Raw genomic sequence first — 22,197 nt, 5'->3', positions numbered from 1 at the left:
TATGAGAAAATGTAATCACAGGAGAAACAGAACATGAAGATAAAAAAACAGCTGGTTATACTGTTAACCTGCCTCTCCCTTTTGTTAATTCCAATCCATCCAGCTGCCGCAGAGACGTTGCCGCAGGATCATAAGTCGACTTATACAACCTCATTTACGGGAACGGACTCGTCCTTAACAGGTTCGAGTGCCCAGCAGCAATATTTTGAGGTTCTGGATTATTGGAATGTGGATCAAGTAAAGATCAAACTGCATTTTCAAATTTCACAAATTACCGAAGAGCAGATTTCTAGTGTTACCTTAACGCTAAACGGCAGCCCGTTCTATACGTTTCGTCCGTCACTACAAGACAACGGCGAACAGCTGTTGACCCTTGCGGCACCCAAGGGGTTTCTGAAAAAAGGGACGAATACACTGGGCATTCAGGGCTATTTGAAGACAGATCGTCAAGATGACCTCTTTTGTTCGGTCGATGAAACGTCGGATAATTGGCTGCATCTGTTCAATACGTCCAGTGTTAACGTGATTTATACCGCAAAGCCCTTGAGTGGAGGGATCAGTGACTTCAGCGAGCGATTCGCCGGGATAGATACCTTAACGAAGAATCAGAGTATTCTGACTGTACCGGACAAAAGCACAGCGGCAGAAATGGAAGCAGCCACTTATGCTCTCTCCGGGTTTGTTAAGGGGATTACGTTAAATGATAAGACTATTCCCTTGCTTCCCTACCGGGCAGACACTGTGCAGAATAAGGCCGCCGTTGTACTGGTAGCTATGTATGACAGAGTACCAAGCGGGCTGAAAGCTCAGCTAAGCTCCACTGAAGATTTGGGTACGCACGCGCTGCTCCAGCTAGTGAATAAGGATACCCAGCCCACCTTGGTTGTAACCTCGAAGGATGAGAACTTGCTGATTAAAGCGGGTCGTTTGATTGCTAATCCAGAGCTGATCGGGCAGATCAGTAGTGATCTGAAAACAGTAACGGATGCTACAGAAGTGTCAGCACCTGCGCTTTCGATTAGCTCTAACATCGCGTTCACTGAAACAGGTGATAAACTGACCGGGGCACATCATCAGGAGCAGACGTATTTTATTTCATTGCCAGCGAACCGCTCGATTGCCGATTCCGGTAAAATCAGCCTGGATTTCCGTTATGCACAGAACTTGGATTTTACTCGTTCATTGGTTACCGTGAGCATCAACAATACTCCGATTGGCAGTAAGAAGCTGACCAAGGAACTGGCGAATGGCGATATTCTTAATCTCTCGGTGCCTCAGAACTTGAATATCTCCGGAAATTTCTCGGTGACTGTGGCTTTTGATTTGGAGATCGAAGGAGCCAGATGTATTATCGATCGGGATCAAATGCCGTGGGCTTATATCAGTAAAGATTCTGTAATGCAGCTGAATACGAAGGATCGCACGGATCTCTTATTTAATAACTATCCATATCCGTTCATCCGCGATGGGATCTATAATCATGTGGCGGTTGTACTGCCCGAACAAATGGATGATTACGCCTATTTAAGTGTATCGAATATCTTTAATCTGCTTGGTAAATATGCCAGCGGAAATATAGGGAATATCCAGTTCTATACCGATACTGTCAGCGCCGATCATTTGAAAAATAATAATATCATCGCTATTGGTGCTTATAAGAATAATAAGGTGATCCGTGATCAGAATGCTAAGCTTTATTTTCAATATAACGGAGATGGAACCACAATTCGCTCCAATGAGAAAATGAGTATTGAAGAGCAATACGGCGCACGAATCGGAACTCTGCAGCTGATTGATTCGCCATTTGAGGCGGGACGTGCATTGCTTGCGGTTACGGGAGTCAGCTCGGAAGAGTATTACTTAGGATCGAAGCTGCTCGCTACAGAGCGGGACAAGTGGAAGGTGTTTGGCGATGGCGCAATCGTTGATAAAGACGGTAATGTCAGCGCACACCGCTTCAAAACAATCACTGGAGCAGCCGAGGACTCTGTGGTCCAGAAAATAATGGAACGGTCGGATGTACTCAGTTTTATCATCGTGATTTTACTGGTGCTGACACTGGTAGTTCTATCGCTGATCCTGCTGCTTCGCAAACACATGAAGAAACGTGGTGATAAGCGTGAGACGTAATCGCAGCTTAGTGTCGGACATCGCTCTCTTATCATTCCTGGTGTTATCGTTCCTCTGTATCGTCTTCATTGCCGGGGCACCGGATGATTACCTCCAGAATATTATCATTTTAACGGTGGCTTTCATTCTGGCCATTGTTACGTATTTTACAACCGTCACTGCCGGGCTGGTCTTGAATCTGGTGTTTATCTTTGCTTACGGATTCTACACGATGTACCAGACGATAACGCTAGGGGAAACGATTAGCCTGAATACTTATTTCTGGCTAATTATGACTCCGCTATTAACGGTCGTTCTATGGGTATTCACTTTAAGCAGCCGTGATTTGCAGGTGGAGAATGAGCAGCTACGCAAAAAGACTGCCAATATGGCTATCGTCGATGAAAACACAAATTTGCGGAACAGTATTTCTTTTCAGACGGATGCTACATTATTTACAAGCATTTCGACCCGCTATCAGATTCCGCTCACCCTGCTAGTGGTGAAGGTGAAGTATTGGAAAGAGATCAGACGGATCATTCCTGAAGATCAGCTGGCAGAAGCTATCTATGACGTGTCTCAGCTTAGTCAGGCGAGTATTCGTACCAATGATGCACTGTATCTGCTAGATAAGGATGAAGCAACATGGGGCCTGCTGCTGTTCACGGACAGCGATGGGGCGAAGATAGTGATCGAGCGGATTAAGCTCAAGCTTCAGGAGTTGAATGACAATAATTTTTCCAGAAAATACAAGGTCAGCCTGGGTCTTAAGATTGGGGCGGTCGAATACCAAGCCGGCACGATTGAGAATCCGCTGGATTTCATTGTTCAGGCCAAAAAACAGCTGGAGTACGACGTGTAGGCCAGCTTAAAAATCAATGATTTCACTATCAGCCTCTGTATGGATGGCGATGAGCACGCTTGCCGGCTCATCGCCTTTATTTATGACCAGATGGGGCACACAGGCATTCCAGCTAAAGGAATCCCCCGCTTGGAACTTCCCGAAATCTTCACCTTGCTCTGCATAAACCTCACCTTTTATTACTAAATGGACCTCTTTGCCTTCGTGCGCCTGCGGAGTTTCACCCGTAGAAGTACCCGGAGGGAAATGGACAAGCACCATTCGTACACCACCTGCCGAGCTTAAATGCTCAACTTGCAGTCGATCACTTCCGCTACTGGTGATTTGCCGATCCTCGGATCGTACCACCTGCATCCGCTCTTCCTTTTTTAACAGCAAATAAGCCAACGGAACGTTCAGCGCATCCGCAATCAGGCTAAGGGTTGCGATCGAGGGAGAGGTCTTATTAGTCTCAACCTGGCTCATAAAACCCTGTGACAGGCCAGTAGTTTCACAGATTTGGGCAATCGTTATATGTTTTCTTTTACGGATTGTACGAATGTTTGAACCTATATTCATTAGTAAAGCCCCTTTTAATATTAGTAATAGCAAATATATTTTTATATTAACAAATTATTAATTGACATACTAGCCAGAGGTTTATAATATTATCCTTACAAATATTATTTTTGTATTACAAATATTTTGAAGGAGTGTTTAGTATGAAAGCACCTTATATATATGATGTCAGTCTACCTTCCGGCTACGATGAGAATCGGGTTTATCCGGTTATCTTCACCTTGCATGGCAAAGGTTCCAATGAGAAGAATATGTTCGGGCTTGTGGAGTCCTTGTCTGAAGAGTTTATTATTATCGGGATTCGGGGAAATATGATTTTAGGGGCAGGATTTCAATATTATGATCTCAAAAGTCTAGGTCATCCCATCCGTGAGCAGTTTGATCAGGCTGTATTGCAATTGCAGCAGTTTATCGAATACGCCACCGACAAATATCCTATAGATGCTAATTACCGTTATCTGCTTGGCTTCAGTCAAGGAGCCATTTTGTCCATGACACTCGCTCTTACAATCGGCAATTCGCTTCGGGGAATTGTGGCGCTGAACGGTTATGTTCCGGGATTTGTGAAGACGGATTATGAGCTGAAGAGTGTGCAGGAGGTATCGGTCTTCATCTCGCATGGTGAATATGATTCTGTATTTCCAATTTCAGTGGGGACAGAAACAGCCGCTTATTTCGAAGGTCTAACCCCATTATTAACCTTTAATACGTATCCTTCGGATCATGGTGTATTACCGCAGAATGAGCAGGACCTGATCGCTTGGTTACTGCAGAACTTAGGGAGTGATAAACTATGATACCTTCTTACTTTATTGCCCATGGTGCTCCTTCTCTGGTACTTGATAACAATGCATATACGAAATTTCTGGGGGAGCTCGCTGAGAGGAATGTCATACCTAAAGCGATTGTTCTATTTTCTGCACATTTTGAAGAACACACACAGTCGGTTGGAGTTATGAAGACTTTCGACACCATCTATGATTTCTATGGCTTCCCAGATGAGATGTATCAAATGACTTATCCTGCCAAAGGGGACAATGAGGTTGCACAGCAAATTATGTCTCTGTTCCACAAGAATGGAATTGTCAGCAAATTAAATACAGAGCGTGGACTAGATCACGGAGCTTGGGCTATTCTTAAATTAATCTATCCGAATGCAGATATTCCTGTCGTGTCTTTGTCAGTTAATCGAGAGCTGTCCAATGAACAGCAATATTTAATGGGTAAAGCTTTATCTGAGCTGCGTGAGCAGGATATTATGATTATTGGCAGCGGTGGAACCGTTCATAATTTGCGTAGCGTGAAGTGGGGAATGGAGAATGTCGAGAAATGGGCGGAGACATTCGATGATTGGCTGCAGCACAGGGTGGAAGCTTGGGATACAGAGTCTCTATTTAACTATCAGGAGCTTGCTCCCTATGGCGTTGATGCAGTGCCGACTAATGAGCACTTTATCCCTCTGATAATAGCTATGGGAGCTGGCGATAAAGGGAAAGAAGCGAAGCTGCTGCACCGAAGTTATCAGTATGGAAATTTAAGTCTTAGCTGTTGGGAGTTTAATTAAGAAGGAGGCATTAATGATGGACTTGGGACTTCGTGGGAAATCAGTTTTTGTAGCCGCAGCAAGTAAAGGGTTAGGACTCGCAACTGCGCTGGAGTATGCCCGTGAGGGGGCGAAGGTAATGATCGCCAGCAGGAGTATGGAGCAGCTTGTAGACGCACAGAAAGAGATTCAGGCAGCCACAGGAAAGCAGGTGAACATTGTTCAGATGGATGTGACTGTCCCAGAGGATATCGTACATGCTATTCAAACGGCTGTATCCCAAAACGGTGGGCTAGATGTTGTAGTGACCAATGCGGGGGGGCCTCATGGCGGAGGTTTCGCTGATATGGAAGACGCGGATTGGAACCAGGGGTTTGAGCTCACACTGATGAGCACCATTCGTTTGATCCGTGAATCACTGCCGCATCTGCGCTCTTCTGGGGCAGGGCGAATCGTTAATATAAGCTCGATTTCTATCAAGCAGCCTATTGAGGGGTTGATTCTTTCCAATGTTTTTCGCGCTGGCGTGTATGCCTTGACCAAGAGCTTGGCTACTGAGCTGGCTGCGGATCGCATTTTAATTAATACGATCGCACCAGGGCGTATTGCAACCGACCGGATTCTTCAACTAGACGGCAAACGTGCACAAGCAGAGGGGATCCCTATGGAGCAGATCCAAGAGGAAGCGCTGCTGCAGATCCCACTAGGAAGATTGGGCACGCCCGAAGAATTCGGCAAGGCTGCTGTTTTTTTAGGCTCTTTTGCGAATACTTATGTTACGGGACAATCTCTTTTAGTCGATGGAGGAATGGTGAAATCACTCTAACCTCCGGCGTTATGGGTAGGCTTTGAAAGGTTATGGAAATATTAGTAATTTCAATATTAGTTGCTTTGTGCTCTAAATAAGCGTATGATGGAGCGGTGGTCTAAATCGTAAGATTTACGAATTTTCCTACGTTTATTAGGTTATACTATATATAAACCTACAGATCATTTGGATAATTTACCATAAAGGCTCCACGAATTTATTCAGAAGGAGGACGATCAGAATGAGAGAAGGCATACATCCTAAGTACAACCAAGTGATTTTCTTGGATGCAAGCGTAGGCTTCAAATTCTTGAGTGCATCTACTAAATCATCCAATGAAACTATGGAATGGGAAGACGGCAACACTTACCCAGTGCTCCGTGTGGACGCAAGTTCCGCATCCCACCCATTTTACACTGGTAAACAAAGAGATACAGAACAAGGCGGCCGTGTTGACAAGTTCAAACAACGTCTTGCACAAAAGAAATAAGAATCCTTACGGATTGAAGAGGGACAACCCATGTAGAAGCAATCGCTTCGGGGATGTCCCTTTTTTGTGTTCAGGCATGTTAAAATGAGATGAATTTAAAAATATACATGGCGTCGAGGGAGCGATCAGTGATGGAAAATGTAATAAAAGTAGATACAGTCCTAAAGAGTGAGGACGTTCAGGAGTTTAACTTATGGTTCAGCTTGAATAGCCGGATTATACTTAACTCTTTCAGCGTAGTCGCTTACTTTATGATTTTGTTATTAATTACTAAGGATTACAGTACTCAAAGCATCTCAATCCTGGCTGTGACTGCTATAATTCTTGCCGCTGTCTTATGGTATATGACCAAGGCAAGCTTGATCAAAAAATCGAAAAAGGCGTTCAAAACAGATAACCTAATTCAGCAACCGCAAAATTATACGATTTCAGATGAAGGCATATCTTATCTTTCCGAAGCGGGCAGTGGACAAGTGAAGTGGGAAGAGATACATAAGATAGGTGAAACTACGAACTTGTTTGTGTTTTTTGTGTCCACACAGAGAGCGCTGATTATCCCTAAACGTTTCTTTGAATCGGCACAAGATAAAATAACATTTAAGGATTTAGCCAGAAAATATATGTTCTCCAACCGGGTGAAATTTAAGGCATAAGATGTGCTGTTATTGTTGATTCATTTGTATCAAGGATTAGGCTATAATGATAGGAGCGACTTGAAAAATAGGAGAAATATGGCATGCCATGGATTCAGGGATATCCGTATTACTTATTAATGGGCAGTGTTCTAAGTCTGTACATGGGCGTCAGCTCCTATCGGCACCGTAAGTTAGCAGGGAGACGCTATTTGTGGATCTTAATGCTGTTAGTCAGCCTTATATTTGTTGCAACGGCGGGAGAGATTATGTCACCCTCTTTTCAGTCTAAGCTGTGGTGGAAGAATGTGCAGCAGGCTCCGCTTTTTTTTAGTGCGCTCTTTACTTATGCTGTGGTAAAAGAATACGTATCTCCTTCCACAGGGCGCCTGCCCGTGAAGCTTGCCATCTTCTCTATCCCTATTGTTATGGATGTACTTCTTATTTTTACGGATAGCTATCATCATCTGATGCGCAGTGAAGTGTCCGTCCTGACGGTCGCGGGTGTTAGTGGAATTGCTGTAAAGCCTACGCTCCTTAGTATGGCTTTTATTGCGTATGATCAGCTTTTTGGGCTATATGCAGTCTGCTTGCTGGCAGTTTCCCTACTGAATACCCCGAGAGTTTATTTGCGGACTAATATCCTGCTGTTGGCGGGTTTGCTGGTTCCGGTTATTTCCGTCTTTTTACTTCCCCTCTTGAAGATTACCATTACAGGTTTTACGGCGTTTACTTATTTGCCTGCAATTATAGCGGCTTATTTCGCACTTTTTGTTAGCTCCAAATTAACCATCTTCCCTCTAACCAAAAACAAAATTCTAGAGCACATGAAAGATGGCGTAGTTCTGACTGACCGTTATGATAATATCATTGGCATAAACGATGCGGCGAATGCTATTTTATACGACATTACCGGAATAACGAATGATAACTGGATGGGAAAAAACATTGATCTTTTTATGAAGTCTCACAAAGACATTGCAGCTCATTACAGTCAGAGGACGGAAGGACAATTTGAGGTAGTTTGTTCTGGCGCAGGGGAGCTCTGTTATGGGGTTTCTTTAATTGCTACGGAACATGCCACAACAGAGAATAAAGGTATGCTTATTGTGTTTAGTGATCATAGTGAGAAAAAGCGATATGAGCGTGAACTGGTCTATCAGGCAACGGTTGATGATTTGACGGGGCTTTATAATCGCAGGCATTTCATGCAAAGGGTCCAGAATCAAACGATACCGGATGGATTAGGATTGGCTCTGCTGTTATTTGACATTGATGATTTTAAATTAATTAATGATACTTATGGTCATTTAGCGGGCGATCAGGCGTTAGTTGATTTCTCGAATAAAATACTTCAGGTATACCAGAATAAAGGTATTGCTGGAAGAGTAGGTGGCGAGGAATTTGCCGTATGCTTTTTCGCTGAAGATAAACGTGCAGCCTTAAAAGAAGCAGAGGATTTTCGTACAATGATGAGTGATTACACGATAATCTTGAATGAACAGGATAGCATTCATCTTACCGCAAGTATCGGAATCTCTTTTACGGCGCGTAGAGAGGTGACTTTCGAAGATTTATATCGGGAAGCGGATGAAGCGTTATATCACTCTAAGAATACAGGGAAGAACAGAGTTACGTTAGGTCGTGAACCAATCATAAGAGAAACTGTTAAGGGATAAGAACATCGAAGAAGAGGGAGTGGTCTAATGAATCTGACTGTTGATGGAGTGATGAGCAAGCTTGAGGAGATGGGTACAGAGCAGACGAAACGTACCTTCTTACGACATGGCGCAGTGGAACCTTTATTTGGAGTAAAGGTAGGGGATATGAAGAAGCTGGTTAAGGATGTGAAAAAAAATCAGAGTCTGGCAAGAGCTTTGTATCAGACAGGTAATTACGATGCAATGTATTTGGCTGGACTAACGGTCAATCCTAAGAGTATGACGAAGGAAGAGCTTCAAAGCTGGGCTTCGGCGGCCCGTTGGCATGCGGTAGTGGAATATATAGTATCCCCTCTCGCCGCAGAGAGTCCATATGGATTGGAACTTGCGAGAGAGTGGATTCGTTCCTCGGATGAACTAATAGCCGTTTGCGGCTGGAGCACTTATGCAAATTACATTTCAATTACACCGGATGATAAGCTGGACATCGCTGAAATCAGGGAGTTGTTACAACAAGTAGGCGCTACTATTCATCAGGAGCGGAATCGTGTCCGTTATACGATGAATACTTTCGTAATTATGGTGGGCAGCAGTATCACAGAACTGCATGAGGAGGCAGCAGGGATCGCAGCAGGTATAGGTAAGGTCCAGGTGAACATGGGACAAACCGCTTGTAAAGTACCCATGGCTGTTGATTATATTGCTAAGGTTGAACAGGCTGGGAAGCTTGGTGTGAAGAAGAAAACTTGTATTTGCTAAGTTAGATATTTAGGTAACCCTTCAAGGTGAAAGGCACTTGTGGGTTTTTTTATTCCGGGAAAAACAAATGTTTCAACCCTGCGGAAATTGTTTAAATTAGCAGCAGTCAAAATTTACATAGAAGAATAATGAAGCCTTATTCAAGTAATCTTTTGCAATGATGTAGAATAGAAAGGGGTTTATAGTTAGAAGACAGGACGGAGGCCAGTTGTGAACAAACGCCGATTCACTTTGCAGTATAAAATACTGTCAATTACAGTTTTAATCGTGATCTGTCTATTAGGATTTGTTTTTGTCATGCATGGCAGAATCAATGCTCTACAGCGGGAAACCAGCTTCATCTCTCATCAGGATCGAGAGATTACTAATTTAGCTAATCTAATTGAGAAGAATATTTTAGATATGGAAACCGGACAACGTGGATATGTCATCACCGGCGATAACAAGTATCTGGAGCCCTACAATTTGGGTAAGGCTGAATGGGAAGCTAATTATGATAAGCTTTACGTGCTGACTGCTAATGATTCTTTACAGCTACAGCGCCTGTTGGGTATTGAAAGTAAAATTAAGCAATGGATCGAACAATCCGGAAATTATGTAATCCAGTTGAAAAAAGAGGGACAGGACGCCGAGCTCCTAAGATACTTCAATTCCGACGACGGCAAAGATCAAATGGACCGGATTCGTAATCAGATCAGCACTTACCGCGAGACGATGAAGGAGAACACTAACAGCCTGATAGCTAGACAAGCAGACAAGAATAAATTATTGCTAGAGCTTCTTTATATTGCTTGGGCAATTATAGCGGTTACCGCGATGGTCGCTTCGTGGGTCAATTCACGCTCTATCGTTAGTACAGTCCGTAAAGTTACCCATACGATTGCAGGTTTGGATTCTGACGAAGATATGAAGACAAGGATAGAGATCACAACGAATGATGAGATCAGAGATCTGAGCGTAGCTACGAATCATCTGATAGACACGCAAGAAGAGCGGATATGGATTCAGGAGAAAGCAAACGACCTGATGGCCAAGTATCAGGGGATTACTCGAGTCTCGCAGCTCGGGGACATTTTTCTGTGTAAAACGGCAGAGGTAATAGAGTATCCATACGGTGCCTTATATGTTCGGTCACAAGAGCATGACCAGGACTTTTTAAAAAGAGTCTCTACTTTTGCCGGGAACAGCAATTTCTCGGATTTACAAACCTTCTATATTGGTGAAGGACTAGTTGGACAATGTGCTAAAGAGGCGCGTGTGATGCAAATACAGGATCTGCCGGAGGATTATATCAGTATTGAGTCCGGGCTGGGCGTCTCTTCACCGAAGTCGCTGCTGCTGCTGCCGATTTCTTTTTCAGGTGAAGTAGTTGCTGTGGTGGAAATCGCCGCCTTTGCTCCACTTACGGAATTCCAGATCAAGTTCTTGAAATCTATTTCGAATGCGTTTGGATCTGCCATTAACAGTACGATTAGCAGTATGAGAATCGATCAACTGCTGGAGCAATCTCAACGTCTTAACGAAGAGCTTCAAGTATACACCGAGGAACTACAGACTCAGTCTGAGGAGCTGCAGATCCAGACGGAGTCACTGCATGCAACAAATAGAAAGCTGGAGGATAAGAATCTGCTGGCGGAACAAAAGTCATTGGAGGCGGAAAGAGCTCAAATGGAGCTTAGTGAATACACAGAGTTATTGCAGCAAAGCTCACAATATAAATCGGAGTTTCTGGCTAATATGTCTCATGAACTGCGAACTCCGCTGAACGGCATTCTGCTGCTCTCCGAATTTCTTATGGAGAATCAGTTGGGAGCTTTAAGCGAAGAGGATATTGAATTCTCAAAAGCCATTCATTCTTCGGGACAAGATCTGCTGGCGCTGATTAACGACATTCTGGATTTGTCCAAGGTTGAGGCAGGAAAGCTGAATATTGAAATTGAAGCGATAAATATATCGGAGATTCCAGAGGCAATGATCCAGAACTTCAGTCAGCTTTCCCGCAAAAAAGAGATTCCTTTGCAAATACAGCTCGGAGAGGACTTGCCCCCGCTATTTTATTCAGATGCTCAAAGAGTACGGCAAATTATTATAAATTTGTTGTCCAATGCGTTTAAGTTTACAGCAGAAGGTGCAGTCACTCTGGAAATCCGTTTAGCAACTAAGGGCGAGCTGCTGGATTTGGCAGATTTGGGTACTGGGGTATTTATTGCCTTCGCCATCAAAGATACTGGAATTGGGATTTCAGAAGACAAACAGTCCATTATCTTCGAAGCGTTTCAACAGGCGAATGGAAATACAGAACGTCAATATGGGGGAACTGGGCTTGGTTTATCCATATCCAGAGAGCTGGCTACATTACTTGGTGGTAGAATTACGCTGGAGAGCCAAGAGGGTGCGGGCAGTGTCTTTACAGTGTATTTGCCTTTGCAGCTTGAGGCTCCAAGCCTTGTGGAGGTGGCTGATCATGCGACTGTTATTCAAGAGATGGGAAGTGGAGTGGTCCTTGCCGCTACAACGGCTGCGGATACACGTACTGACTTCACTTCTCTGAATCAAAAGCATGTACTTATCGTGGATGATGATGAACGGAATTTGTTCGCTTTATCAAATACCCTAAGAAAGCGCGGGCTGCATGTAACTACAGCTACTAACGGAGAGAGCGGCCTATATGAACTGGTGCAAGCAGCTTCTATAGACATCGTTCTTATGGATATTATGATGCCAGTGATGAACGGGTATGAGGCAATCAACCGGATCAGACAAATGCCTGCAAAGAAGGATATTCCCATCATTGCACTGACTGCAAAAGCGATGAAGGAAGATAAGGCTAAAATCCTTCAGGCAGGGGCAACAGATTATCTCAGCAAGCCGATTAACCTGGAACGTTTATTAGCGTTGATGCAATTGATTCTAGCTAGCGATTCATGAAATAGATATATGGAAGGGAACAATCACGGGGTGTCCTAGCAGTCATGACAATGGCTGCTGGGGCACCCCTGTTTTGTTGACCTTGAACTAGACCTCCAACTTCGGACAACTCGAGTGAAGTTGCGCGAACGAAGTAACTATAATCTGCTATCGGACACAGCTGACTGTTAACGTTGCTTTTTACCACATTTGTAGTTCTAACGGACCCCACTGACGCTATTGGTATGCAAAACACCGAATATGCCCTTCTTTTTAATGAATAGTGGCGCTGGAGTCCGAAAATTTGCTCTGAAGGCGGAAAGATCGCAAATAACGTCAGCTGGGTCCTTGAGTTTCGCGATTATGATCATCTAAAACTCTGCAGCAAGGCGAGCAAAAGTGTGCCTAGGCGTTAAGCCGGCTTTCATTTACCTCAAATCGGCTGAAGCGAGTCAGCCAACCTATTGTCTCAAACGCAAAACAGCGATCCTCTCATAATGGAAGGATCGCTGTTTTAATGTCTCATTGGAATCCTTTTAATAAGATTCCAGTGTCTCTCTTATTGTTGCACAGAATCAACTACAACTTTGACAGCTGTGCCGATGGGTGGCAGGCTTCTAGTCAGCACCGGGCTGTAGAATCCGATAACCTTTGTACCTTTAACAAGCTCGCTGCTTTTAACAGCTTCGCCGTCTTTGTTAATGAGTACTGTATCTTCGCTAATGCGCAGCACTACTTCTTTTTGTGACAATTCGCTCAGGCCACTGCCTTTAACAGTGATGCTGATATTTCCCTTATCGTCTTTTTGAACTTCTTCAATAGTACCAGCAGTACCTAGAAGATCATCTTGTTTCTGCTTGTCCAGAACAGTGATCTTGTAAGTTGGTGTTTGTGGCGGAAGACTCATAGTCATGACCATGGAGTGTTCTGCTTTTACAGTCATCCCGATATGGAGATCTTTGAGTGCTATTTTAGTGCCGTCTGCCATCTCAATAACCGTATCTTCCCCTACATTTAATACGATTCCATCCGTACCTACACCTTGGATTTGAACGGATTGGTATTTACCACCATCATAGACAGCTGTAATCACACCAGTCTTAGTCATGTGCTGCTCGGCGGCATTTGTGTTGATCACAATGGAATCTCCCTTCACAGTCATGTTTTGATGAATTACTTCGCTTAAAAAGGAAGCTGGGACATACAAAGTGGAGTCAACCAATTGTGGTGCAGTTCCAAGTGTTGTATACATTTTGTTGATGCTATAACGGTCTTCTCCAGCCTTCACTGTAGTGAATACAGCGCCATTGATAAGTTCAACGGATTTATTCTGTGCATTCCAGGTTAATTCAAATCCAAGGGCTTCAGTAATCGAACGTAGTGGCACCATCGGTTCTTTGCCGCTTGTGCTTTGGAAGCCTGTTTCTTTAATGGTCGATCCGTTGATTTCAATCGCAAACGTCTTTTGATTAACGCTAGCGGAGGTTTGTGTAGCCTCATTTTTAGCAGAAGTCGTGGTGGGTGCAGCATAAGCTGCTCCTGTAGATAGGGCTAGGGACAAAGTTAAAAGAACTGTACTTGTTTTTAAAATGTTGTTCATGGTTGTGAGCTCCTTTTAAAATCTTTTGTTAGTGTTGTTATTATTCTGACGGGACACCCCTCCAAAATGTTGCAGTTTTTTTGCATCCCGATCGTAATCTTCATTCACTGCAAATATAAAAAAAGCATAAGACCCCCCAGCTATATGTAGTAATATGTAAGTATTAACAATCGCTCACATAAGGAGGCGCTATGGAGTCATTCAAAGATCGACTGAGATTCATGAAGGTACAGCAGGACGGGCTTATTAAGGAATATGAGGCTCTGATTGCGGAATATGAAAGTCACGATCTGGTCAACGAGAATGAATACTTGAAGAAGCAATATGAGAAGCATAAGCTTGCTTTGGTCGAGCTAAAGACTCAGGTAGGTAAGCTTCAAGAAGAGAATACTGAGCTAAGAGTTGCGCTAACGGAACAAATTTTAGATGAGAAGCTGGGCATTCTTAAAGTGTCGAGGCAGAAGCTGCAGACTTATTTTGCCTCTAGAAGCCACGCTCATACGGATCGGCTGACGGCTTTTGAAGTGGAGACGAAACGTCATATTCAGCAGCTGTACCACAAAGCCTCCAGGCAGTTAGGTGAGGAACAAGCAGAGATATCCAGTCGACTCGGGGCGTTGGCGGCAGAATTAAATGAGCGCGTGCTGGCACAGCGGCAGAGACTGAGGGAAGCGGAACTTCGCCTTAACTCAGGCATGGATAATGGATTACATGATTTTGCCTCGGAAGAGATCACTGAAGAGGTGCTTAAGCGCCGAAGAAAACAAAATCAGATCGAAATGAAGATTGGACTAAGCTGGATTAATAAGCTGGGTATTCTGCTGTTGATTTTGGCGGTGGGGGCAGGCTTCCGGTATACCTATTCCAACTGGTTCACAGGTTATATGAAGGGAAGCGCTTTTTTTCTACTGGGCTTATTGATGCTGGGAGGCGGGGAGTGGTTATACCGCAAAGGAAAAGGCACCTTCGCTTTAGGGCTGCTTGGCGGCGGCATTTCGGTGCTGTATGGCTCTATTTTTTATAGCTATTTTCTGCTTGATATTATTGGTATATATGTAGGGTTATCCTTGTCTGTACTCGTTACTTTAACTGCGGTACTCCTGTCTTTAAGGTATGAATCACGGAGTATTTGTGCGCTGGGCTTAATCGGAGGGTATCTGCCCTTATACTCTTATCTGGGGGCGTTTGGACTTTCGGGCAACGCGGTTTATGTGGCTATGGGTTACTTGTTTCTATTGAATTTATTTATCTTATTGATTTCTTTCCGCAAACGCTGGAACGTTGTCAATTATATCAGCTACTTATTTAATACACCCTCCATGCTTATATTAATAGCTTTGTCGGATAGCAGCGGAATTAATATGTGTTATGCTGTTTTGACTTTTGCGATGTATCTGGGAATTACCTTGTGGTATCCGTTCAAATATCGTTCCAAGCTGTCCTGGTGGGATTTCTCTCTCTTAGGATGTAATACGTTTATTAGCTGTCTCACCTTGTATATTTTATTTATGGATGCAGGACTGAAGGATTACAATGGTGCACTGGCGTTGCTTTTCTGCCTGCTGTATCTCGGTCTGGGTCGAGGGCTTGAGAAGCTGATGCCACAGGAAAAAGAAAGTATGCTGCTGTTCTACGCCACTTCACTGACCTTCGGGATATTGATGATTCCATTTCAATTTGGAGCGGCTTGGTGGTCCATCGGTTGGCTGATTGAGGGCGTCGTTCTTACGCTGTATGGCAATCTGAACCGCTTTAAAGGGATGGAAAGGGCGGGCTGGGGCATTATGATGCTCTGCCTTGTAGTATTCTTCTGTCTAAATGTACCGACGCAGTGGGTTGCAGACTATCAATGGACGAATTTTAGAGATGTTTACTTCCCGCTAAAATATGTCTTTATCACAGCAGGCATGCTGATTGTCGCGGTGTTGTATGCTGTTCAGCATAACCGTAAGGATGCTCTTCAGCGCAGCGAACCTTATGAAATCACCTTAGCGTTGTGGTTTAAATATGCGGCGTTATTAAATTTCTGGATCTACGGCTTGTATGAATTGGGAAGATTGTATCATCTGGTTGTACCGGAGGACTTTGCGCATAGAACCTTCTATAATTTGCTGCTGTCCGCTGTATGGACCTTGGTTCTGGCTTACGTGCTGCCAAAGGTGAAGGTGCTGTATGACACGATTGTTAAATATTTTGTGAGACTTCTGTTTGGGATTGGCTACGTCATTTGTATAGTTATTACAGTAGGTCTGCCAAGTCTGCAAAATAATTTGGCGCAAAATACAGCAGCTGATTATATCGCACTGGCCGTGCTGATTATCTTTAATATCTTTGTTTGGTTTAGCGGACGTGATCTGCTGATTGCAGCGCTGAATCGCCAGTTTAAGAGTATGGAGATCTATCCTGTTTTCATGGCGATTTATCTACTCGGCATTATCACCGCTTTCTTAGGAGTGCAATTGCAATTGAGTGATGCAGGTTTAATTTTTAGTCTCATTTATCTACTATTAGCCGTTCTGTTTATCATGTATGGCTTCCGCAAAAGGTATGTATACATCCGGCGCTTCGGCCTTGGATTAACACTGCTGGCAACGGGCAAGCTGCTGCTTTATGATTTGGGTCTGCTGAACACTGGCAGCAAAATCATAGCCTATGCCAGCTTTGGCATCTGCTTGCTCGGCATCTCCTATCTCTATCAAAAGGTGTCAAACCGGATGGAGGAGGGCCAGACAACCGCCGATAATGGCACTAAGGGATAAAACACAACGAGAATAATAGGAAGGAAGACGGTGGATGTACGAGACTTATATTTTCGACCTGTATGGTACATTAATCGATATTCAGACAGATGAGGAGAAGCCGGAGGTATGGGATCGGTTATCGCTCCATTTCGGATATCAGGGGATGTCCATAACAGGAAGTGAGCTACAGGCACAATTTCTGCGGGAGAGGGATTTACAGCTCACCGAAGCCGCGCGGAATTGTCAGTATCCAGATTTCGTAATGGAGGATGTGTTTCGTTCTGTGGCCCGTCAATTGGGTGGAGAACCGGATCAAGCGTGGTTACATGAAACGGTTAGATGGCTGCGGACATTATCGATGATTCATATCTCACTTTATGAGGGTGTGGTTGAAATTCTGCAAACATTAAGAGAACGTGGCAAAAAGGTATTTTTGCTCTCCAATGGCCAGAAAACCTTTATAGAAGCAGAATTAACGATGCTGGGTATTCTTCCTTTATTCGATGGCATTGCCATTTCCTCCGAAGCAGGAGTGAGTAAGCCAGATCCGCAATTTTATCGTTATTTAGTTGAGCATTATGGAGCGGATTTGCGTTCGGCCATCATGATCGGGAATGACCCCCGTACGGATATTGCAGGGGCGCTAACGATAGGAATAGATTCTTGTTATATTCGTACGGCTTCTTCACCCCCCAATACGACTGTGGAGAGTACTCAATCGATATGGGATGGGGATTTGCGGAAGATCCCCGGATGGAACGCTTAGACACACAAAAAGTCCCCGTAACCGGATTCTTGCTGACCGGTTACAGGGATTTTTGTATGTCGGGCGTCCGTGACTAGAGCGCCGGTAATTTATCTAGATTACACCTTCAGCCAGCATAGCGTCGGCCACTTTTTTGAATCCAGCGATGTTCGCTCCTGCAACAAGGTTGCCGGACTGTCCATATTGCTCGGATGCATTTACAGATTGTTCGTAGATGGAAACCATGATTTCATGCAGCTTCGTATCTACTTCTTCAAAGCTCCAGGACAACCGCATGCTGTTTTGTGCCATTTCAAGCGCAGATACAGCTACGCCGCCAGCATTAGCAGCTTTAGCAGGTGCGAATAGTACGCCAGCTTGTTGGAACTGATGAATAGCTTCAAGGGTGGATGGCATATTGGCACCTTCGCCTACTGCTTTTACACCATTCTCAATCAGTTTCAATGCCATGGCTTCATCAATCTCATTCTGAGTAGCACTCGGAAGGGCGATATCACAAGGAATGGTCCAAATTTGCGTGGAATCTTCAGTATATACAGCGTTAGGATGTTCATTCACATATTCACTAATCCGTTTTCTTTCGACTTCTTTCAGGCGGCGGACAGTTTCGAGGTTAATCCCATTTTCGTCATAGATATATCCCGCGGAATCACTACAAGCTACGACTTTAGCGCCTAGCTGTACAGCTTTTTCGATCGCATAGATCGCTACGTTACCAGAACCGGAAACAACAACGCGGCTTCCTTCAAAAGAAAGGCCTTTTGCTTTCAGCATCTCGTTTACGAAATAAACTGTACCGTAACCAGTGGCCTCTGTCCGAGCCTGACTTCCGCCGTAACCAATACCTTTACCAGTCAATACGCCAGCCGGATATCCTCCGCGGATCCGCTTGTATTGTCCGTACATGTAGCCAATCTCACGACCACCTACACCGATATCTCCTGCAGGAACGTCTTGGTCAGGACCGATGTAATTTTGCAATTCAGTCATGAAGCTTTGTGCAAAACGCATGATTTCGCCTTCGGATTTACCTTTAGGATCAAAGTCGGATCCGCCTTTACCTCCGCCGATGTGTTGGCCGGTAAGAGCATTTTTGAAGATTTGCTCGAAACCAAGGAATTTGATAATACTAGCATTAACGGATGGGTGAAAACGAAGTCCACCTTTGTAAGGTCCAATTGCACTGCTGAACTGTACACGATATCCACGGTTAACTCTGACCTTACCTTGATCGTCTGTCCAAGGAACACGGAACATAATCAAACGTTCTGGCTCAACCAATCTTTCCAGAATGGCATTTTCCTGATACTTAGGTTCAGCAGCGAGGATTGGAAGCAAAGATTCAAGGATTTCCTTTACGGCCTGATGAAATTCGGGCTCAAAAGGATTACGCGCAACAACCTGTGCGTATACGTCTTCGATATAACGATGTGCCTTGTTGCTGTTTGTGTCTAATTGCTGGGTAGATACAGAGCTCATGAATTCAACCGCCTTTTCTAGTATTCATTTGGTCCAACACTTTTTTTATATTTTGGCACAAGTCAATGTTCCTCACAACTGTTTTTATTAAATAACTTACTTCAAGTGGAACGTTATAGACGCCGGGATGATAAGAAAAGTGTGAATAAACCGCGGTATACTTCGCGTAATGACGCGTTAAAGCGCGAAATATGCTACAATGATTGTGTAATAATTGTAAGGAGATGAAATTTAAAAAATGAGTGACAAAGTAAATGAGCAGGAGCTAGTAAATGTATTATCTGCCAAAACCAAAGTGGATCCGCAAATCATCCGCTTAGTATTGAAGCATGAACAGACCTTTATCAATAAGGCCAAGGCGAACGCCAAGGGTGAGGTAGACATCGACAGCGATGATCTGGTCGACTATGTAACTGCCCAACGTGATGTGAAGCTGGATGAAATCACAGTAGAGACCATTCTTGATGCAGAAATGGATTACTTGATGGATAAAGGGTTGGCAGGTTATATCGATTAACAATCGATTAACATGGTTAAGCGCCCGGCTCGGCTGCTGCTGTTTACAGGCAATAAGAGCCGGAGTGAAAATTAAATAGGCATACGCATTGCTTTTAGTGATTTAGTGTGGTACAATGAAATCAATCATAAATTTAACCCTTAATTCACATATTGTAAAAGGTTATCATTTGTGCGTATGAGTCCTTTTCCAATGTGTGAATTTTTATTTGTTCGTACACTACGTAGGAATAAAAGGACATGTGTTAAATAAAATATTGGAGGTAATATCATGCAAACAGGTACAGTGAAATGGTTTAACGCAGACAAAGGATTCGGTTTTATCGAGGTTGAAGGTGGAAGCGACGTATTCGTACACTTCTCCGCAATCACAGGCGACGGATTTAAATCTTTGGACGAAGGCCAACGCGTTGAGTTCAACGTAACTCAAGGCGCTCGTGGACCACAAGCCGAAAACGTTGTAAAACTGTAGTTTAAAAATCAGGCTGCCCTTAACACAAGTTGAGGGCAGCTTTTTTTATTTTCATATTATGAATCTGCCCCTAATAGGGTAGCGATATCGTCTCGATTCGATCCAAGGAGGGGTACTTATGTATTTTCGTAAAAAAGCACTGGAGGAACTTCCGCAAGAAGACACAGCAATTTGGTCCTGTACCAAGGAAGGTTGCACAGGTTGGATGCGCGATAATTTCGCCTTTCAATATGTACCTACCTGCTGGCAATGCAACTCTCCCATGACTAGAAGTATGAAGATACTGCCAACGCTTGTGAATACGAATGCAGACATGAAGGCCATGAAAAAGGGCATTTCGATTAAGTGATCGAAGAAGCTAATATACTCAAACAGCTGGACCCTTGGACGGGAGCAGCTGTTTTTTTGTTTGATTATTTTATTAACTGTGCAGTAATTTCTCCCATTCCGTTAAGGTTATGTTCTCTGAAATAGGCTTCAGATGTTCAGGAACCTCTACGTGGCACATAAATTCCAAGCTGTTGCCGTCAGGGTCGTTGAAGTAGACAGAAGCATTTCCTTGATAAGCCCGGATAAAAGGCTCAACAGAAGTCCGGTTGCGGAACGGAATAGCCTCTACCCCAATCGATTCCAGCCATTGCAGTGATTGCTTCAAGTCCTCGTAAGTGACACGGAAGGCAATATGCCGCAAGGACGGGTGGTATGGGGTTTGAACCTCCTGGCCCTCCCAAAGGCCAATCCAGCTCCGACCTTCCTCGATCCAGAAGAATACAGTTTCTTCATCCCGCCAAGCCATTTTCAGACCTAATTTCTCATAAAATTCGATGGATACTTCAAGATTGCTTACTGGTAAATGTGCTTCATATAGTCCTTTGATCATTGGATAGCACCTGCCGATCTGTCGATTTTGCGGGCTAAATTCAGGAATGCTTCTAATACTAGGTGAATGCGATCTTCGATTTCTTGTCCACCCTCGTATCCGTCGTACCCGACCTCGAACCGCTTGCGTTGCAGTCCGCCGATGGAGATCCAGTCTGGTGTATTAATGCCGTGCAGGTTACGTACGATGGCTTGCAATTGAAGTAATGAGCTTATCCCTACCGCTCCCCCGGCTGAACTGGCGGATAACACAACTTTACCGCTGAAATGCGCCTGGCCTAGATGATCAATCGCATTTTTTAATACGCCACTTACCGAGCCGTGATATTCCGGAGTAACCAAGATTACTGCATCCGCTGCTAACATCTCTTGTTTAAGCTCGTTTAAATGTTCATGCTCTGTGTAAATCTCGTCTGGTGAATAAAAGGGAAGTGGGCGTTTGTAGAGATCAAACACGGTAACCTTTTCCCCATGCTGACTAATGAAATGGGCAGCATGTTCTGCCAGCCTCGTGCTGGTTGCTTCTTTTCGATTACTGCCTGTCAGGATCATCACTTTCATCTGTATCCACTCCTATGTGAGGTCAATTGCTATAAACCAATGATAGTTGAATCGGCCTCTGTTAACATCAGCACATGGAATGAACATACATAATAAAAACGCTCAGTCATTGTGCTGAGCGTCTAAGACTAAAGTTGTAGAGGCGTTTTGATTCTAGGCGTTATAGCCGCCTTTCAATGCGAAAATGGCAGCCTGAGTCCGATCCGCTAAGTTTAGCTTTCCGAGAACGTGGCTGACATGGGTCTTAACGGTTTTTTCGGTGATGACCAGCTTGCTGGCAATCTCTTTGTTACTCATACCGAGCGCAATCAGGTCTAATACTTCTTGCTCGCGTGGGGTAAGAAGCTCTAATCCGCTGATCGCAGCAGGTGTTGTGTTTGGGCCGTTCGGATCGGAAGTATTAAGCTCCAATTGCTCTAGCGTAGAAGTTGCCATTAGATTCATCAGTTGGCTGGCAGCCTCGGAATGTAGCTCCACTTGCCCGTTATGTACCTTGCGGACCGCAACTACCAGCGCTTCTGGTTCTATATCTTTAAGCAAATAGCCTTTGATTCCTACGCGGATAGCCGGGAGTACATGATCCTGATCCGAAAAGGAGGTCAATACAATGACTTTGACCTGCGGGTGGGAGATCCGCAGTGCTTGAGCGGTCTCAATGCCATCCATAATGGGCATATGCAAATCCATTAATATGACATCCGGGTTCAATTCAGCTGTTCTTTCCAGTGCCTCGCGGCCGTTGGAGGCCTCTCCAATAACCTTGATATCGGGTTGTGTGGAGAGAAATACTTGCAGCCCACGGCGTACCATTGCATGGTCGTCTACTAATAATAAGTTTATCGTCATTTATGATC

General features: G+C 44.2%; 21 protein-coding genes. 15 read left to right on the top strand and 6 right to left on the bottom strand.

What is annotated here, in order from left to right:
- Positions 1 to 33 precede the first annotated feature (33 nt).
- Both MKZ09_RS32895 and MKZ09_RS32890 read left to right on the top strand, forming a co-directional pair.
- On the top strand, positions 34 to 2,130 hold the full coding sequence (locus MKZ09_RS32895) for a cellulose biosynthesis cyclic di-GMP-binding regulatory protein BcsB (RefSeq protein ID WP_081394176.1): 2,097 nt from the start codon (positions 34 to 36) through the stop codon (positions 2,128 to 2,130).
- On the top strand, positions 2,120 to 2,971 hold the full coding sequence (locus tag MKZ09_RS32890; protein WP_036682174.1) for a diguanylate cyclase domain-containing protein: 852 nt from the start codon (positions 2,120 to 2,122) through the stop codon (positions 2,969 to 2,971). The genes MKZ09_RS32895 and MKZ09_RS32890 overlap by 11 nt, the downstream gene beginning before the upstream one ends.
- 6 nt (positions 2,972 to 2,977) lie before the next feature.
- On the opposite strand, the gene MKZ09_RS32885 is transcribed toward MKZ09_RS32890, so the two are convergent.
- The gene (locus tag MKZ09_RS32885; RefSeq protein ID WP_076132723.1) at positions 2,978 to 3,529 is read right to left on the bottom strand and encodes a helix-turn-helix domain-containing protein; all 552 of its coding nucleotides are present in this window, start codon (positions 3,527 to 3,529) and stop codon (positions 2,978 to 2,980) included.
- Between the two features lie 143 nt (positions 3,530 to 3,672).
- Between MKZ09_RS32885 and MKZ09_RS32880 the strand changes: the two genes are divergently transcribed.
- From MKZ09_RS32880 to MKZ09_RS32845, 8 genes are all read left to right on the top strand, one after another.
- A complete protein-coding gene (locus tag MKZ09_RS32880) occupies positions 3,673 to 4,326 on the top strand; it encodes an alpha/beta hydrolase (protein WP_076202041.1) in 654 nt (217 codons plus the stop codon).
- Complete coding sequence (locus MKZ09_RS32875; RefSeq protein ID WP_076202038.1) at positions 4,323 to 5,093, top strand: DODA-type extradiol aromatic ring-opening family dioxygenase; 771 nt, start codon at positions 4,323 to 4,325, stop codon at positions 5,091 to 5,093. The genes MKZ09_RS32880 and MKZ09_RS32875 overlap by 4 nt, the downstream gene beginning before the upstream one ends.
- Before the next feature lie 16 nt (positions 5,094 to 5,109).
- Entirely contained in the window at positions 5,110 to 5,898 is a 789-nt protein-coding gene (locus MKZ09_RS32870; RefSeq protein WP_076202035.1) for an SDR family oxidoreductase, read from the top strand.
- Between the two features lie 223 nt (positions 5,899 to 6,121).
- Positions 6,122 to 6,370: a type B 50S ribosomal protein L31 gene (locus MKZ09_RS32865; protein ID WP_036682161.1), complete on the top strand. Its 249-nt coding sequence runs from the start codon at positions 6,122 to 6,124 to the stop codon at positions 6,368 to 6,370.
- 131 nt (positions 6,371 to 6,501) lie between these two features.
- The gene (locus MKZ09_RS32860; protein WP_076105074.1) at positions 6,502 to 7,023 is read left to right on the top strand and encodes a YcxB family protein; all 522 of its coding nucleotides are present in this window, start codon (positions 6,502 to 6,504) and stop codon (positions 7,021 to 7,023) included.
- An 83-nt stretch (positions 7,024 to 7,106) separates the two neighbouring features.
- A complete protein-coding gene (locus tag MKZ09_RS32855) occupies positions 7,107 to 8,681 on the top strand; it encodes a histidine kinase N-terminal 7TM domain-containing diguanylate cyclase (RefSeq protein ID WP_076202033.1) in 1,575 nt (524 codons plus the stop codon).
- 33 nt (positions 8,682 to 8,714) lie between these two features.
- Positions 8,715 to 9,422 (top strand): DNA alkylation repair protein, encoded by a 708-nt coding sequence (locus MKZ09_RS32850; protein ID WP_076132943.1) that lies wholly within the window; start codon positions 8,715 to 8,717, stop codon positions 9,420 to 9,422.
- Positions 9,423 to 9,632: 210 nt separating this feature from the next.
- The gene (locus tag MKZ09_RS32845; protein WP_081388807.1) at positions 9,633 to 12,350 is read left to right on the top strand and encodes a CHASE3 domain-containing protein; all 2,718 of its coding nucleotides are present in this window, start codon (positions 9,633 to 9,635) and stop codon (positions 12,348 to 12,350) included.
- A 538-nt stretch (positions 12,351 to 12,888) separates the two neighbouring features.
- Here MKZ09_RS32845 and MKZ09_RS32840 read toward each other — a convergent pair.
- Positions 12,889 to 13,929, bottom strand: coding sequence for a stalk domain-containing protein (locus tag MKZ09_RS32840; RefSeq protein ID WP_076105072.1), 1,041 nt, complete (start codon positions 13,927 to 13,929; stop codon positions 12,889 to 12,891).
- Positions 13,930 to 14,120: 191 nt separating this feature from the next.
- Here MKZ09_RS32840 and MKZ09_RS32835 point away from each other — a divergent pair, with 191 nt between their 5' ends.
- A complete protein-coding gene (locus tag MKZ09_RS32835; protein WP_076202030.1) occupies positions 14,121 to 16,688 on the top strand; it encodes a DUF2339 domain-containing protein in 2,568 nt (855 codons plus the stop codon).
- 34 nt (positions 16,689 to 16,722) lie between these two features.
- On the top strand, positions 16,723 to 17,436 hold the full coding sequence (locus MKZ09_RS32830; protein WP_076202027.1) for an HAD family hydrolase: 714 nt from the start codon (positions 16,723 to 16,725) through the stop codon (positions 17,434 to 17,436).
- 93 nt (positions 17,437 to 17,529) lie between these two features.
- On the opposite strand, the gene gdhA is transcribed toward MKZ09_RS32830, so the two are convergent.
- Positions 17,530 to 18,915, bottom strand: coding sequence for an NADP-specific glutamate dehydrogenase (gdhA, locus tag MKZ09_RS32825; RefSeq protein WP_036682144.1), 1,386 nt, complete (start codon positions 18,913 to 18,915; stop codon positions 17,530 to 17,532).
- A gap of 238 nt (positions 18,916 to 19,153) precedes the next feature.
- Here gdhA and MKZ09_RS32820 point away from each other — a divergent pair, with 238 nt between their 5' ends.
- The 3 genes from MKZ09_RS32820 to MKZ09_RS32810 all read left to right on the top strand — a co-directional run bounded on the left by MKZ09_RS32820 (position 19,154) and on the right by MKZ09_RS32810 (position 20,252).
- Entirely contained in the window at positions 19,154 to 19,432 is a 279-nt protein-coding gene (locus MKZ09_RS32820; protein ID WP_038573758.1) for a hypothetical protein, read from the top strand.
- A 270-nt stretch (positions 19,433 to 19,702) separates the two neighbouring features.
- Positions 19,703 to 19,903, top strand: coding sequence for a cold-shock protein (locus MKZ09_RS32815; protein ID WP_019914790.1), 201 nt, complete (start codon positions 19,703 to 19,705; stop codon positions 19,901 to 19,903).
- Between the two features lie 118 nt (positions 19,904 to 20,021).
- Entirely contained in the window at positions 20,022 to 20,252 is a 231-nt protein-coding gene (locus MKZ09_RS32810; RefSeq protein WP_036682139.1) for a cold-shock protein, read from the top strand.
- A 72-nt stretch (positions 20,253 to 20,324) separates the two neighbouring features.
- Here the strand turns inward: MKZ09_RS32810 and MKZ09_RS32805 are convergent, their stop codons facing one another.
- From MKZ09_RS32805 to MKZ09_RS32795, 3 genes are all read right to left on the bottom strand, one after another.
- Entirely contained in the window at positions 20,325 to 20,783 is a 459-nt protein-coding gene (locus MKZ09_RS32805) for a VOC family protein (protein ID WP_076132710.1), read from the bottom strand.
- The gene (locus MKZ09_RS32800) at positions 20,780 to 21,343 is read right to left on the bottom strand and encodes an NADPH-dependent FMN reductase (protein ID WP_076132708.1); all 564 of its coding nucleotides are present in this window, start codon (positions 21,341 to 21,343) and stop codon (positions 20,780 to 20,782) included. The genes MKZ09_RS32805 and MKZ09_RS32800 overlap by 4 nt, the downstream gene beginning before the upstream one ends.
- Positions 21,344 to 21,496: 153 nt before the next feature.
- Positions 21,497 to 22,189 (bottom strand): response regulator, encoded by a 693-nt coding sequence (locus MKZ09_RS32795; RefSeq protein WP_076132706.1) that lies wholly within the window; start codon positions 22,187 to 22,189, stop codon positions 21,497 to 21,499.
- Between the last annotated feature and the right edge of the window lie 8 nt (positions 22,190 to 22,197).

The sequence above is a fragment of the Paenibacillus sp. FSL R5-0908 genome (assembly GCF_038006245.1).
In the GTDB taxonomy this organism is placed as follows: Bacteria; Bacillota; Bacilli; order Paenibacillales; family Paenibacillaceae; genus Paenibacillus_AQ; species Paenibacillus_AQ odorifer.
Note: the sequence above shows the minus strand (reverse complement) of the source record. Positions and strands in the feature narration are given on the sequence as shown.